This window comes from Micromonospora sp. NPDC051196 (assembly GCF_040682415.1).
Classification (GTDB): Bacteria; Actinomycetota; Actinomycetes; order Mycobacteriales; family Micromonosporaceae; genus Micromonospora.
In genome coordinates this window covers 200,731-215,221 of the sequence record NZ_JBFBAY010000001.1, presented here as the reverse complement: position 1 = coordinate 215,221, position 14,491 = coordinate 200,731, and the positions used below count along the sequence as shown (strand labels likewise).

Annotated in this window: 11 protein-coding genes; 6 read left to right on the top strand and 5 right to left on the bottom strand. The window is 73.1% G+C overall.

Translation table 11 applies throughout. The annotated features are described in order from the left end of the window. The first annotated feature begins 7 nt into the window (after positions 1-7). The 4 genes from AB0M35_RS01045 to AB0M35_RS01030 are packed head-to-tail and all read left to right on the top strand — an operon-like array spanning position 8 to position 5,233. Positions 8-1,015: a cytochrome d ubiquinol oxidase subunit II gene (locus AB0M35_RS01045; protein WP_363740224.1), complete on the top strand. Its 1,008-nt coding sequence runs from the start codon at positions 8-10 to the stop codon at positions 1,013-1,015. Next, positions 1,012-2,682: a thiol reductant ABC exporter subunit CydD gene (gene cydD, locus AB0M35_RS01040; protein ID WP_363740223.1), complete on the top strand. Its 1,671-nt coding sequence runs from the start codon at positions 1,012-1,014 to the stop codon at positions 2,680-2,682. Before AB0M35_RS01045 ends, cydD begins: the two co-directional genes overlap by 4 nt. After that, the gene (gene cydC, locus AB0M35_RS01035) at positions 2,679-4,490 is read left to right on the top strand and encodes a thiol reductant ABC exporter subunit CydC (protein WP_363740222.1); all 1,812 of its coding nucleotides are present in this window, start codon (positions 2,679-2,681) and stop codon (positions 4,488-4,490) included. The genes cydD and cydC overlap by 4 nt, the downstream gene beginning before the upstream one ends. A 56-nt stretch (positions 4,491-4,546) precedes the next feature. Further along, the gene (locus AB0M35_RS01030; RefSeq protein WP_363740221.1) at positions 4,547-5,233 is read left to right on the top strand and encodes a permease prefix domain 1-containing protein; all 687 of its coding nucleotides are present in this window, start codon (positions 4,547-4,549) and stop codon (positions 5,231-5,233) included. Between the two features lie 88 nt (positions 5,234-5,321). Here the strand turns inward: AB0M35_RS01030 and AB0M35_RS01025 are convergent, their stop codons facing one another. Beyond that, positions 5,322-5,663: a helix-turn-helix transcriptional regulator gene (locus tag AB0M35_RS01025; RefSeq protein WP_363740220.1), complete on the bottom strand. Its 342-nt coding sequence runs from the start codon at positions 5,661-5,663 to the stop codon at positions 5,322-5,324. Positions 5,664-5,778: 115 nt separating this feature from the next. On the opposite strand from AB0M35_RS01025, the gene AB0M35_RS01020 reads away from it, so the two are divergent. Both AB0M35_RS01020 and AB0M35_RS01015 read left to right on the top strand, forming a co-directional pair. Beyond that, positions 5,779-6,744, top strand: a complete 966-nt coding sequence (locus tag AB0M35_RS01020; RefSeq protein WP_363740219.1) for a DNA primase — start codon at positions 5,779-5,781, stop codon at positions 6,742-6,744. 65 nt (positions 6,745-6,809) lie between these two features. Beyond that, positions 6,810-9,143, top strand: a complete 2,334-nt coding sequence (locus tag AB0M35_RS01015; protein WP_363740218.1) for a transposase — start codon at positions 6,810-6,812, stop codon at positions 9,141-9,143. A gap of 350 nt (positions 9,144-9,493) precedes the next feature. Here AB0M35_RS01015 and AB0M35_RS01010 read toward each other — a convergent pair whose 3' ends face one another. The 4 genes from AB0M35_RS01010 to AB0M35_RS00995 form a co-directional block, all read right to left on the bottom strand. Continuing rightward, the gene (locus tag AB0M35_RS01010; protein WP_363740217.1) at positions 9,494-10,087 is read right to left on the bottom strand and encodes an ATP/GTP-binding protein; all 594 of its coding nucleotides are present in this window, start codon (positions 10,085-10,087) and stop codon (positions 9,494-9,496) included. Between the two features lies 1 nt (position 10,088). Further along, positions 10,089-10,466, bottom strand: a complete 378-nt coding sequence (locus AB0M35_RS01005) for a DUF742 domain-containing protein (RefSeq protein ID WP_091416218.1) — start codon at positions 10,464-10,466, stop codon at positions 10,089-10,091. 100 nt (positions 10,467-10,566) lie between these two features. Then, positions 10,567-10,971 (bottom strand): roadblock/LC7 domain-containing protein, encoded by a 405-nt coding sequence (locus tag AB0M35_RS01000; RefSeq protein ID WP_013731521.1) that lies wholly within the window; start codon positions 10,969-10,971, stop codon positions 10,567-10,569. Beyond that, positions 10,968-14,432: a nitrate- and nitrite sensing domain-containing protein gene (locus tag AB0M35_RS00995; protein ID WP_363740216.1), complete on the bottom strand. Its 3,465-nt coding sequence runs from the start codon at positions 14,430-14,432 to the stop codon at positions 10,968-10,970. Before AB0M35_RS00995 ends, AB0M35_RS01000 begins: the two co-directional genes overlap by 4 nt. Between the last annotated feature and the right edge of the window lie 59 nt (positions 14,433-14,491).

The window sequence follows — 14,491 nt, the reverse complement described above, 5'->3', positions numbered from 1 at the left end:
GAGCCTGATGGAACTCGCCTGGTACGCCCTGCTCGGCCTCTTCTTCGCCGGCTATCTGGTGCTCGGTGGCTACGACTACGGCGTCGGCCTGCTGCTCGCCCGGGGCACCGACCCGGCGCGGCGGCGGGCGGCGCTGAACGCCGTCGGACCGTTCTTCCTCGGCAACGAGGTGTGGCTGGTCGCCGCCGTCGGCGTCCTGTTCGGCGCCTTCCCCGTCCTGGAGGGGGAACTGCTCGCCGGCAGCTATCCGGCCGCACTGGGCGCATTGACCGGGGTGATTCTGGTCACCGCCGGAGTGCAGTTGCGCAGCCGGCCGACCAGCGGGTGGGCGCGGGCCGGGTGGGACCGGATCATCGTGGTCGGCAGCCTGCTCGCCGCGCTCGGCTGGGGCGTCGTGCTCGCCGGGCTGCTGCAAGGCGTACCGCGGCATCCGGACGGTCATGTCGTCGGCGTGACGCACCTGTTCACCCCGTTCGCCGCCGCCACCGGGCTGGCGCTGGTCGCACTGGTCGCGGCGCACGGTGCGGCCTTCCTCACGCTACGGCTGCCGGCCGCCGAGGCCGACCGGCTCCGGCCGCTGGCCCGCCGGCTGGTCCTCGCTGCGGCCGCCGCGGTCGGTACGGCTGTCGTCGTGGGCCTGCTCTCCGAGCGGGTACGCAGCGCAGCTCAGCGACCGGCGGTCGGCGTACTGCTGGCGGTGGCGTTGGTCACGGCGCTGCTGGTGGCGCGGGCGGCGCTCGGCCGGCGGCGGGCCGGCGTCGCCTTCGCCGCCACCGCGACGGCGCTGGCGCTGCCGGTCGTGCTGGTCGGGGCGACCCTCTGGCCGTACGTGCTGGTCTCGACTGTCGACCCCGCAGCGTCACTGACCGTGACCAACGCCGCAGCCAGTGGCCCGACGCTACGCCTGCTGGGCTGGCTCGCAGTACCGTTGCTGCCGGCACTACTAGGCTTTCAGACGATGTGCTGGTGGATTTTCCGAGGACGGACTGAGGGTAGGGCGCTGGTGTACTGGTGAACCGCCGCCCTTTCGACCCGCGCCTGCTGCGCCGGGTCCCTGCGGCACGGGGTGACCTCGCCCTGCTGGCGTTACTCGGCGTGCTCGCCGCCGGGTTGATCGTGGCGCAGGCCACCGCCCTGGCCACGTTGCTGGCCGCCGCCTTCACCGGGCAACTGGACCGGGCCGCCCTGGCCGGCTTCGTCGCCGCCGTCGCGGCCCGCTCGGTGCTGGTCTGGGCACAGGGCACCGTGTCGGCGCGGCTGGCCGCCACGGTCAAGGCGGCCTTGCGGGCCGACCTGCTCGGCGCGGTCGCCCGACACGGGCCCGGCTGGGTCGCCGGACAGCGGGCCGGGCAACTGGCCACCCTCGCCGGTCGCGGGCTGGACGCCCTGGACGCCTACTTCACCGGCTACCTCCCGCAACTGGTGCTCAGCGTCACCGTGCCAGTCGCCGTGCTCGGCCGGATCGTCTTCGCCGACTGGAGTTCGGCGCTGATCATCGCGTTGACCCTGCCGCTCATCCCGATCTTCGGGGCGCTGCTCGGCTGGCAGGCTCAGGCCGCCACCGAACGCCAGTGGCGCCGGCTGTCCCGACTCGGTGGGCACTTCCTGGACATGGTGGCCGGACTGCCGACGCTGCGTGCCTTCGGACGGGCCAGAGCCCAGACCGACGCGGTACGCCGGATGGCCGACGGCCACCGCGTGGCCACCATGAAGACCCTGCGGATCGCCTTCCTCTCCGCCCTGGTGCTCGAACTCGTCGCCACCCTGTCCGTGGCACTGGTCGCGGTGCCGGTGGGCATCCGGCTGCTTGGCGGCGGGATGACCCTTCAGATCGCGCTACTGGTGTTGCTGCTCACCCCGGAGGCGTACCTGCCGCTGCGCGCGGCCGGCAGCAGGTTCCACGCCAGCATGGAAGGGCTCACCGCGCTGGACGAGGCGTTCACCCTCTCCGGTTCCGCGCCGGCCCCGGCCACCCGCGCCGGTACGCTGCCGGACGGGCGCGGCGAGATCAGGTTGGAGTCGGTCACCGTCGCCTACGAGCGCACCGTGGCGCTGCGCGACGTCTCGCTGACCATCCGGCCCGGCGAGCGGATCGCGATCATCGGCCCCAGTGGCGCAGGCAAGAGCACCCTGCTCGGCCTGCTGCTCGGCTTCGTCACCCCGACCTGCGGCCGGGTCACCGTGGGTGGGGTCGACCTCGCCGAGGCCGATCTCGACGGCTGGCGCCGACAGGTGGCCTGGGTGCCGCAGCGCGCCCACCTCTTCGCCGCCTCGCTGGCCGACAACATCCGGCTCGGCAGCCCCGAGGCGGCCTCAGCCGCGGTCGAGGGCGCCGTCAAGGACGCCGCCCTCGACGAGGTGATCGCCGCACTGCCCGACGGCCTGGACACTCTGCTCGGCGAGCGTGGGCACGGCCTGTCCAGCGGGCAGCGGCAGCGGGTCGCGCTGGCCCGGGCGTTCCTGCGGGACGCCCCCGTGGTCCTGCTCGACGAGCCCACCGCCCGCCTCGACGCCGCTGCCGAGGCGGTGGTGCTGTCGGCCACCCACCGTCTGGTGGCGGGTCGCACCGCGCTGCTGGTCGCGCACCGGCCCGCCCTGCTCGCTGATGCCGACCGCATCCTGCGGGTCGACGACGGCCGGGTGACCGAACTGACACCGCAACGAGCCGGGGAGGGCCGATGAGCGAGGAACGATCCTCCCGGGCCACCTCCGCCGAGGCCGAGGCCGGTGTCCGCCCGGCCGGTGGGGCGCCGGAGCTGGTCGTGTTGCGCCTGGCCCGGCCGTACCTGAAGCGGCTGATCGGTGCGGGACTGCTCGCCGCCGCGACCGAGTTCGCCGGGTTGGCCCTGATGGCCACGGCGACGTGGCTGTTGATGGCGGCGGCCGGTCAACCGCCACTGGACCGACTCACCGTGGCGATCGTCTCGGTGCGGGCACTGGCCGTCAGTCGGGGTGTGTTGCGCTACACCGAACGCCTCGCCGGCCACGACGCCGTACTCCGTCTCGTCACCGACGTGCGTACCCGGGTCTTCGCCACCTTGGCCGCCGGACGCGGCGCCCCACCACGCACCGGCGACGCGCTGAGCCGGCTGGTCTCCGACGTGGAGGCGGTGCAGGACCTGCTGTTGCGGGTCGTCGTGCCGGGCGTGGCGGCGGGCTTGGTGAGCGTCCTGGCGGTCGGGCTGACCGCGCTCGTCTCGCCGCCGGCCGCGTTGGTGCTCGCCACCGGGCTGCTGGTGGCCGGGGTGGCCCTGCCTGCGCTGGCCACCGCGCTGACCCGACGATCCGCCGCCGAGGTGGCGCCGCTGCGCGGTGCGCTCGCCGCCGACGCGGTCGATTTGACCCACGGCGCGGCCGACCTCGCCGCCTTCGGCGCGACCGGTGCCGCCCTCGACGCGGCCCGCCGCCGCGCCCGGCGACTGGCCCGGCTGGAACGTCGGCTCGCCGTGCGTGGCTTCGCCGTCGACGCCGCCGGGGTGCTGGTGGCCGGGCTGACCGCCGGGGCCGTGGTGCTCGTCGCGCTACGCGCCGGGGTGGGCGGGGTGCTCGTCGGCGTGCTGGCGGTCGGCACCCTGGCCGCCGTGGAGATCGCCCTCGCCCTGGTCGGCGCCGCCCGGCAGTGGACCGCGCTACGCGCCGGCCTGGCTCGGGTCGCCCACCTCGTGACCGACCTTCCGGCCGCCGAGCAGCCGGCCGACCGGACCACCCGGCCGGACGGGCGCAACGGTGCTCCCGACGTGTGCTTCGACGGGGTGACCGTGCGGTACCGCAGCGGCGCAGCCGCCGCGCTGGACGCGTTCGACCTCGACCTGCCGGCGGGTCGACGGGTGGCGGTGGTCGGCCCGAGTGGCGCAGGCAAGAGCACCCTCGCGGCGGTGTTGACCGGTGCGGTGCGCCCGGATGACGGCCGGGTCACCCTGGACGGGCGCGATCTCGGCACGTACCCGCCCGACGAGCTGCCGGCGGTGGTCGGTGGGTTGTTCGCCGAGGCGTACGTCTTCCACGCCACGGTCCGGGAGAACCTGCTGCTGGGCCGCCCGGGCGCCGACGAGCAGGCGCTGACCGCCGCGACCGAGGCGGCCGGGTTGGCCGACTGGGTCCGGGCCCAGCCGGACGGTTGGGACACCGTCGTCGGCGAGGAGGGCGCGCAGCTCTCCGGCGGTCAGCGGCAGCGCCTCGCGCTGGCCCGGGCACTGCTCGCCGCGCCCGCCGTGCTGGTGCTCGACGAGCCGACCGAAGGGCTCGACCCGGTCGCCGCGGACGAGGTGCTCGCCTCCGCCCTCGCCGCCGTTCCCGCCGGGCGTTCGGTGCTGCTGATCTCCCACCGGCTCAGCGGTCTGACCGGGCTGGACGAGATCGTGGTGCTGGACGCGGGACGGATCATCCAGCGGGGCCGGCACGCGGAGCTGATCGCGACCCCCGGCTGGTACCGGGAGCAGTGGACGTTGCAACAGGCCGCCGAGCACGGCTACCTGGCTGTCTCCGGCTGACCCCCTCAGGGATGTCCCGGACGGCGGGACGGCCACCCGGCTGGCAGCATGAGGCCATGCCGGTCGGTGAGGACGTGTTGGTCGAGGAGCATCTGCGGCTGTTGGCCAGCCGACTGCACGGGCCACGCCGACTGCGAGCGGACCTGCTGACCGAGGCACGGCACGGGCTGCTGGACGCCGTCGAGGCGTACCGGGACGGTGGTCTGCCCGCCGATGCGGCGTCCCGGCAGGCGGTGGCCGACTTCGGTACGCCCGAGCAGCTCGCACCGGCGTACCAGGCCGAGTTGGCGGTGGCGGCACTGCGCCGGCTGGCGCTGTGGATCGTCGCCTTCGCCGGGGTCGCCGCTGTCGCCGGGGATCTGACGTGGCAAGGGTCGAGCTGGAGCGCCGGCCCGCCACCACCGGCCGGCTATCTGCTGCTGTCCCGGTCGGTCGAGGTGATCTGGGCGGCGGCGTTCCTGTTCGGTGTGGCCGGGCTGGTGCTGGCGGCGATGACCGCACGGTCGTCGTGGCCGGGGTTCACCACCGCGGCGCACGCGGTGGGCACCCTGTTGACCGGCACCGCCGTGCTGGGCGCGCTGGCCGGGTTGGCGCTGTTCGGCTGGTCGATCGTGCTGTGGGACGCGGCGCTCACCTGGCCCCCGATGATCGTCGGAATGCTCGTCGCGGGCGCGGGACACCTCTGGCTGGGCCGGGCCGCGCACACCTGGTTACTCGCCGCCCGCCGGTTGGCCACCGGGTGAGGGTGCTTCGCCGGAGCCCCGCCAGGTCACTCGGAGTGTCGGCGTGCGGGCGGCGACCACCCGGGCCGCCGCCACCGAGCCTCGGTGGTCAGCTCGATGCCGCAGACGGGCGGTTGACATCAAGGAAACGCCCGACGGTCGCGCTGAACTCACGCCACCCCGTTCGCTGCTCGGCCAGGGCGCGCCGGCCGGCGTCGGTAAGCTCGTACGTCCGACGTTCCCGCCCGTTGACGGTGCTCCAGACGCTGGCCACGTGTCCGGCCCGCTCCAGCCGGCGCAGCGCAGGGTAAACGGTGCCCGTGGGCAGATCGAGCCGACCGTCGCTGCGGGCCCGCAGCGCCTCGATGATGGCGTAGCCGTGCAGGGCACCCCGCTCCAGCACGGCGAGCAGCAGGGAATCGAGGTGTCCGTGCAGCGCCTGGGCGTTCATGCGTAGAAACGCTACTTGTTGGACGGCGGCCTCGCCACCGGGGCGGGCACCGGTCACCCAGCGCAGCCAACTAGGGTATGTGCCCAGAGTCACTCGCCGGCATTCGCGCCGGCGGGTGGGCAGCCCGACGCACACGGAGGTCACCGTGGCCCGCCAGTCGCCTCAACGGCCGGACGCCGACGAGCCCGAGCTCGATGACACGACCGGCCCCGCCGAGCCGGACGCCACCGCTGAGCCGGAGGTCGCCGACGACGCAGATCCCGGCGCCTCCCGCGCGCTCTGGGAGGAACTGCGGATCGACCCGGTGGAGATTGCCCTGCCGGCCGGCACCGGTTACACGCTGCGGGCGTACCGGTCGGCCAGCGAGCTGACCCCGACCGACGTCGCCGAACGTGACGCCGACGACCCGTTCCTGGCCCGCCGCCAGGTCGTCGAGGCCGAAGACGACGAGAACGAGGACGTCGTCATCCTCGACGAGGAGATCGCCCGGGAGTTCGCCGAGAGCGACGACGAGGAGAAGCAGGCCAAGGACGGCGCTGCGGACACCGAGGCTAAGGACGACACCGACGCCAAGGCGGTCGACGAGGCCGGCGACGAGGAGGTGCCGGTCTTCCTGAGCCACCGGGGACGGCTGCTGCTGTTCAAGACGCCCGAGTCGCTGGTGAGTTTCGTCCGCTCCGGCGCCCCGAACGATCTGTCTCAGCTGGACAGCTGGAATGAATTGTCCGAACGGGTGGAACCGGCCGACATCGCGCCGCGCGACGAGGACGTCTACGAACTCGATCTCGTCGTGGAGAACCTGCGCGGCGGGCACGACACCTGGGACCCGACGCTGCTCATCGAGGCCGGCGAGGTCGCCCGGGACCTGTCGTACGCGCTGCGCCTGCCCGCCGTGCTCGACATGCTCTCCGCCGGCTCCAGTCTCGACGACCTGGACGAGGCCCTGCGCGCCTCGGTCAACGGCGGGATCGGCGGTTTTCTGGGTCGCCGCCGGCTGAAGAAAATCGGGGCACAAACCGCAAGTCTCGGTTGGCGGACCATTGTCGGAAAGATCTCTGCGGTCGTGGACTGGCGCGACTGACCCACACCAGGGAGCATCAGTCTCTGGCAGAGCTAAGCCCTGTCTCCCGGGAGGAGGACGACGCCGTGGCGCTCGTGCGCGTGTACTGCGGTCTGGCCTCGGCGGATCCGGCCGACCGACCGGCCTCGGTCGGATCGACGCTGACGTCCGCTGTGGTCGACGACGCAGGCCGTCTGCTGCATGTCTGCGAGGTCGGCGACGACCCGGCGGGCTACGCCCGGCTGGTCACGCTGCTCGTGGACCGCTCCGGCGGGCCGAGCGGAGCGGCGATCGCCGCCGACACCGACGACCACACCGTCACCTCACTGCTCAGCGCCGCCGGACGTCCGTTGGCGATCGCGGACGACGACTCGGTGGACGACTTCGCCGAGCGGTTCGCCGATGACGACTCGATCGAGGAGATGCAGTCGCCGCCGGCCGTGCGGCGGGCCGTCGGCCTGGCTCGTGCCCTACAGGCCGGTGCCCTGTCCGCCGTGACCCTGCCGGCTCCCCGGGACCTTGCCGGCTACAAGCAGATCCTCGCCGCGCACGCGGCACTGACCAGCGGGCGGCATTCCGCCGCAGTGGCGCTGCGCGAGGTGCTGCGCGAGCTGTACCCGGCCGCCCTGCGTGCCTTCCCCGACCCTGCGGAGTCGATCCCGCTGGCGGTACTGGAGGCCCTGCCCGAGCCGAGCATGCTCACCGACGCAGGCCGGGGCCGGGACGCCGCGGTCACCGCCGACGCCGTCGCCGCGCAACTCGCAGCCGACGGTGTGGGCGACCCGGACGCGATCGACGAGGCGGTCACCGCGCTACGGGTGGCCATCTCCGAGACGCCCCGCCGGTCCACGGTGAACCGGGCCCTGACCTCTGCCGCCGCCGAGACGATCCGGCAGACGGTCGCTTCCGTACGGGCCTGTGACGCCGGCTGCGAGGCACTGGTCGGCGCGCTGCACGCCCGTACGCCCGGCCCGGCCCAGGCCCCCGGCCGTCGGGCCGCCGCCCGACGCGGCGAGCCGGTCGGTGAACTGCCCACCGCCCCCGGCGCAGCCGGTCTGCGAGCGGTACGCCCCACCGGCCCCGAGCCGGCCGGAGGACGCCGGGCCCGTCCCGAGCCCGTGCCGGGCAACACCGCACCGGCGGCACCCCGGCCGATGGGTCCGCCGCCGGTGGCGCCGCCACCGGTCACCCCGCCACCGGTCGCACCGGCCCCGATCGCACCGGCCGCGGTCGCCGGACCGCCCGTCTCGGCGCCGCCGGCGCGTCCCGAGTCCCCCGGACCACGGATCGACGGGCCGACGAACCGGCCGATCTCCACGCCGCCGCCACCGCCCGGGATCACCCCGATCGCGCCGGCACCGCGCGGCTCGATCCCACCCGCCGAGGCCGGCGAGCCGTTCCGACCGACCTTGACCACCGCGGCGATCAACAGCGCCCGCGCCGAACGTCAGCGCACCATCATCCCGCCCCGGCCGAAGACCAACGGTGCGCCGCCGGCGCCGACGGGTGGGTTCAGCGCCACCGATCTCAGCGTGCCGGTGCCGACTCCCCGCCCCGGGCAGGAGCCGGCCGCACCCGGGTCACGCGCCAACTGGCCGCTGGTCAACAACCCGGAGAATCCCGCCGACACCCCGGCACACAACCCCGCCACCGGCTCGTACGACGATCGGAACCGGAACGCAGGCCCCGACACCGGTCCCGATGTGCCCGTCGAGCTGAACACCGAGCGCCGGGTGACCCCGCCGTGGCTCGCCGACGACCTGCCGCCGGAGCCGCCGGTGCTGCGGCTCGTCGAGCCGCCACCGCTGGCCGACCGGGCGTTGCGCAACGGGCCGGAGTCGCACCTAGAGAATCCGCCGCTGCGTCTGGTGGACCGGGCTCGTGACGAGGAGCGCGGGCGCCCCGCCGAGCGGCTGGACGCGCCAGCGCCACTGCCGCCGCGCCGGCCGGTCCCGCCGATCGAACACCGGCCGTCGCCGATCTCCGACGAGGGTGACGGCGACCTGCTGATCTTCGCCCAGGCCAGGTCGGCCTGGTTCGTCGGGCACGGCGAGGACTCCGATCTGGACTGGTCGAGCCTGGCCGACACCGGATGGCAGGCTGCCGAGCAGGCCGCCAGTCCGGCGGTCGGTGCCGAGACGAACGCCGGACTGCCCAAACGCGTACCGCAGGCCAATCTCGTGCCCGGCTCGCCGCTACGCGAGGAGCGTCCACTGCGGATCGTGCGCGACGCGGCCAGCTTGGCCGAGAACACCACCGGCTACTTCCGCGGCTGGCGTCGAGGGCAGGAGATCGGCGGTTTCGCCGTTGGTGGACGCCCGGGTCGGGAGTCGGCCGGTGGCTGGGACTTCAGCCGGGACACCGGCGACCGGGACGACGACCGGGAGTACGAGTACCGCTCCGCCGGCTACCGCTCCTGAGCCCGTGCATCTGACGGTTTCCGTCCACACCCGATGATCTGACCCGCGTCGGCAGGGTCCGAAGTCACCGCCGACGCGGACCCCGTCCACACGGTACGGCTCGCTCCGGCCGCCGAAGGCGTCAAGCGCGCCGCCGAGCAGGCCGTAGCCGCCTCAATCGCGGGAACGGTGGCATGTGGACGTCTTCGGCCTCCCGTGCCGCCACAGGGGCGCTCACCGGGTCGGCTGCACGGGCGGAGCTGTCCCGCTGGCCGATCCGACGGCCAGCAGTCGCCGGTGCCGGATCGGCTCCGCACAGCAACCAGCGCCCGGTGTCGACTGAGCCGTCACCGGGCGCTGCGACGCGACGCTCAGGCCGGGGCGACGGCCCGCGAGCGACGCATGGTGAGGACGTACTCGACCAGCGAGATCAGCACGTGCTTCGTCGACTCCCGGTTCCGGGCGTCGCAGGCCACCACCGGCACGTCGCTGGAGATCGCGAGCGCCTCGCGGACGTCCTGCGGGTCGTGGTACTGCATACCGTCGAAGCAGTTGATGGCCACCAGGTACGGCAACCGCCGATGCTCGAAGAAGTCGATCGCCGCGAAGCAGTCGGCCAGCCGACGGGTGTCCACCAGCACGACCGCGCCGATCGCGCCCCGGACCAGCTCATCCCACATGAACCAGAAGCGGGTCTGACCCGGCGTACCGAACAGGTACAGGATCAGGTCACGATCGATCGAGATACGGCCGAAGTCCATGGCCACCGTGGTGGTCGTCTTCCCCGGCACCTGCCGGGTGTCGTCGACGCCCACTCCGGCGGAAGTCATGATGGCCTCGGTGGTCAGCGGCGTGATCTCCGAGACCGAACCGACCAGCGTCGTCTTGCCGACGCCGAATCCGCCAGCGATAACGATCTTCGCCGACGTCACGCGCCCGCTCGGGACCGGCGGCCGGTGCGACATGTCAGAGCCTGCGAAGTCCACTCAGCACCCTCTCCAGCAGTTCAGTGCCCACCGCGTCGTCCGAGTCGTCCAGAATGGTCGGCTCGTGGACCGCGACCAGGCCGTCCGTCGCCATGTCGGCGATGAGCACCCGGGCCACGCCGAGCGGAAGCTGCATCCGCGCCGCGATCTCGGCGAGTGACTGCACGCGTCCGTCACACAGCGCGGCGATGTACTGGTGTTCACGGCCTTGACCACCGTTGCCAGTGGCAACGGCCCGACCGCGCACCGTCGTCTCGACCAGCGCCTCAAGGGCGATGTCGAGGCGGGGACGGGTACGACCGCGGGTAACGGCGTATGGACGGACCAACGCACCGGTCGGCTCGTCACGATCGGCCATGTCGCCGCTCACCTCCTTCGTACCCGGCACCGGATCGCACCGGTGCTACCCGTCGTATGCAGTGTTGTCGCCCCGCCCGCCCCACCGGCCGGCGCGACGTTCAGCCCATCATCCCCACAGCCGTACGCGGCTGCGGGGTCAGGGCGTCACCCACCCGGTCCACGAGCAGGGCCATTTCGTAACCAACCTGTCCCACGTCGCAGCTGCGTGCAGCGAGCACCGCGAACGACGAGCCGTCGGAAATCGACATCAGGAACAGGAAGCCATTGTCCATTTCGACCACGGTCTGCAACACGGCGCCGCCCTCGAAACACCGGGCCGCGCCCTGAGTCAGGCTGACCAGGCCGGAGGCGATCGCCGCCAGCTGGTCCGCCCGGTCCCGCGGAAGGTCTCGTGACGACGCCAGGAGCAGGCCGTCCGCGGAGACGGCGACCGCGTGCGCGACACCGGGTACCCGATCGGCGAAGTTGGCCAGCAGCCAACCGAGGTCCTGCGTACTAGTCATCCTTCTTGCTCCTTCTGCCTGCTCCCGGCCACCGGGCCTGAGCCAGACTGCGAGGATTGCTGCCCGCCCGGAGTCCCCTCCGGGCCGGTCGGGTTGCCGTCCGACGGGTGGTTGCGCCCCCGCTGGACACCCCGGTGGTAGGCGGAAAGCAGCCCGCGCACCGACTCCGGGTTACGTCGCTGCACCGAATTGGTCGGCTTCTCCACCGCGCCCGGAACGAGCTGCGCCATCGGCGTGCGCTTGGGCAGCCCGGTCTGGGTGGTTCCGCCGGTCGACACCTGACTCGCGGCGGAGGCAGCCCGCCAGCCATCGTCGGCCGCAGTCTGCCACACACTCTCCGGCGACGGTGGACGGTAGGCGGGCGGCCTCTCGGCGGCACCGGGGCGCAGGCCGCCGTTCGCCGCAGCGCCGTTCCCGCCGGGCCCGCCTGCGGCCGTCGGTGTCTCTGCCATCGGTGCGTTACCTGTCGTCCCGGTCTGGTGCTGCTGGCTGGGCCGACCGGCGGCGTCGACCGTGGAGAACTGCTGGGTCGGTGCCCCGTTGGCCGCCGGCTGGCGGGCACCTGCGGACTCTTCCGGGCCCGTACGGCGGGTGCGGAACCACGCCGACTCAAGCTCCCGGAAGATCGGCAGCTCCATCGTCTCATCCGCGTACCGCTGCCGGTTCTGGACCTGCGGCGGCGTGGGGATGGTCGGCCGGGCCGGCGGCGTCGGCTGTGCTGCCGGACGCGGTACCCGAGGCAGTTCGGTGGTCATGTCCAGCGCTGCTGCCAGCCGCTCCGGCGCGGCCGGAGCCGCCGGGTCCCCGGCGACCGGAGGCCAGGCGGGTGGCGCCGAGGTCGCCGGGCCGGCCGGTCCCGCCGACACTGGACGCTGCGGCAACGGGCTGCCGGGCGGCGAGATCGGGGCGGCGGAGACAGGTTGCCCGGACACCGGGGCGGCCGATACCGGCGGGGCGGAGTACGGCGTGCCCGAGACCGGTGGCGACGAGACCGGCGGGATCGGCGGTGCCGACACCGCAGGAGGCGCGTACGGCGCGACCTCGGGGCTGCTCGGCAGCTGACGCGGAATGTTCGGTTGCCCACCACCGGTCTGCTCGTCGGTGACCCGCCGCTGCGGCAGCGGATCGGTCGACTGACCGCCGGTGGAGCGGGGGGTGAAGCTGTTGCCGCCGCCGGTGACGCCGCTGGCACCGGTCAGGTCCGACCAGGCGGGCAGGTTGCCCGCACCCGCCACGGTGGCCGGGGTGCCCGAACCGTTGCGGTTGGCCGGCTCGAAGGGCCGGCCGCCCAGGGTCACCTGGTTGCCCGAGCCACCGGAACGCGGCGTGGGCACTGCGGGCGCCGCCGGCGCACTCGGGCCGTTGCCGAGGGCGGGCAGGGCGCCGAACGCCGGGCTCGGCCCGCTCGGCGGACCGACCGGGGCGGGCAGGGCCGCGGGCAGGGAACCTCGGCCCGAGAGCGCCCGGGGCACCAGCACGGTGGGCGGCAACGTGACGTCGGCCACCGTGCCTCGGTCGGTACCGGGGCGCAGCTCGACCTTGACGGCGTGCCGGGATGCCAGCCGGGCGACCACGACCAGCCCCATCATCCGGGAAACCGCCACGTCCACCTGCGGCGGCGTGGCCAGCCGCTCGTTGAGGTCGGTCAGCTGCTCAGGGCTGATCCCGATGCCCCGGTCCTCCACGTACAGCGAGGCGCGATCGCCGACCCGGCGGGCCTCGACCAGCACCTGCGAATCCGGCGGCGAGAACGCGGTGGCGTTGTCGAACAGCTCGGCGACGAGGTGGACGAGGTCGTTGACCGCGTGCGCGGCCACCTCGATGTCGCGGTCGATCACCCCGAACTCGATCCGCGTGTAGTGCTCGACCTCGGACTGCGCGGCGCGCAGCACGTCGATCAGTGCGGCCGGCTCGCGCTGTACCCGGGTCGAGTCGGCACCGGCGAGGACCAGCAGGTTCTCGTCGTTGCGGCGCATCCGGGTGGCGAGGTGATCCAGCTGGAACAGCTCGGCCAGCCGGTCCGGGTCCTCCTCGCCGCGCTCCAGCCGGTCGAGATGGCCGATCAGCCGGTCGACCAGGATCTGGGACCGACGAGCCAGGTTGACGAACATGGTGGCGACAGAGGCTCGCAGTGCGGCCTGCTCGGCGGCGGTGCGGACGGCCTCCAGGTGGACCGCGTTGAACGCCTCGGTCACCTGACCGAACTCGTCGCGGCTGCGTACCGGCAGCGGCTCGGCGATCTGGTTGGCCAGTTGCACCGGGGAGAGCTGCCCGGTGAACTGTGGATCCCGTAGCCGGGCCACCGCCTGGGGCAGGCCGTACTGGGCGATGGAGAGCGCACCTTGGCGCAGTTCACGCAGGGAGCGGGCCATCGAGCGGGCCACCAGGTAGGCCAGGATGACGGCCAGCAGCAGCATGGTCAGCAGCAGGCCGGTCTCCAGGAACACCTGACGCTGCACGTTGGAGCGGAGTTCGGCGGCCTGGGTCTGCACGTCGGTGTCGAACTTCGACTCGACCGTACGGATCAGCTTGCCGTTGGCGACCAGCGCCGCATCCCACTGGTCGGCGTTGAAGGAGACGCCGGAGAGGTTCGGTGAGGTGTCGGCGTTGACCTGGCTGATGTAGATCGTGGCCTGCCGACGGTCACCACCGCCGATGGTCTGGGCGTGGAACTCCGCCTCCTCCTCGGTGGCGACGGAGGTGAAACTCTGCTGCGCCTGCTGCTGACCCGTCTCGCTGGCGATGTAGTCCGTCCGCAGGGCGGAACTCATGCCCCGCTGGAGTGCCCGGTGCACCACCACCCGGCGTACGGAGAGCCACTCCTTCTCGCGAGCCACCGCAGCCGCCGCGCGCATCCGGTCGCTGAGCTCGTTGTCACCGGCGAGCTGGCTGGCCGAGTCCCGGATGGTGAGCAACTGGTTGATCAGCTCGTCGTAGGACTGGAGCGCGTCAGTGATCTTGAACTTGCCGTTGAACACCTGACTGCGGGTGCCCGGCAGGTCGGTCAGCCGCCCGTCGATCTGGTTGAGCAGCCCGGCAAGGCTGGTGGGCAGGTCGGTGAGTGCGGACCGCTGCTGCGAGTAGGGCTTCTTGTCCTCGTCGACCCGGCTCGACACCTCGTTGTAGAGGGCGGAGTACTTCTTCTTCGCCTCCGGCTCGGGCTGCCCCGCCTGTTGCGGCGGCACCCCCAGCAGCAACACCGCTGCGGTCCGCTCGTCCTGCAGGCCGTCCACCAGTTTGCCGGAGTGGCCGATGAGCTGGGCAAGGTCGCCGGCCCGGTTGGCGTCGCTGAGCGAGTCCAGGTGGTCGAACAGGCCGCTGGTGCCCACGACGACCGTGGCGATGGTCGGCACGATCATGATGAGACCGAGCTTGGACCAGATCGGCATGTCGCGGAGCCGACCAGCCGGCCGGCGCAGACGCGACAGGAAGGAGCCTGCCGTCTTCGGCCGTTTGCTCACGTCACCGCCCTCGTGATTGCAGCGTCCGCGTTGCCCCCGGGCAACGCCCAGCGGCCGAC

Coding starts and splice junctions, on each gene's coding strand:
- AB0M35_RS01045 (WP_363740224.1), top strand. CDS start 8: ATGGAACTCGCCTGGTACGCCCTGCTCGGCCTCTTCTTCGCCGGCTAT.
- cydC (WP_363740222.1), top strand. CDS start 2,679: ATGAGCGAGGAACGATCCTCCCGGGCCACCTCCGCCGAGGCCGAGGCC.
- AB0M35_RS01030 (WP_363740221.1), top strand. CDS start 4,547: ATGCCGGTCGGTGAGGACGTGTTGGTCGAGGAGCATCTGCGGCTGTTG.
- AB0M35_RS01025 (WP_363740220.1), bottom strand. CDS start 5,663: ATGAACGCCCAGGCGCTGCACGGACACCTCGATTCCCTGCTGCTCGCC.
- AB0M35_RS01010 (WP_363740217.1), bottom strand. CDS start 10,087: ATGTCGCACCGGCCGCCGGTCCCGAGCGGGCGCGTGACGTCGGCGAAG.
- AB0M35_RS01005 (WP_091416218.1), bottom strand. CDS start 10,466: ATGGCCGATCGTGACGAGCCGACCGGTGCGTTGGTCCGTCCATACGCC.
- AB0M35_RS01000 (WP_013731521.1), bottom strand. CDS start 10,971: ATGACTAGTACGCAGGACCTCGGTTGGCTGCTGGCCAACTTCGCCGAT.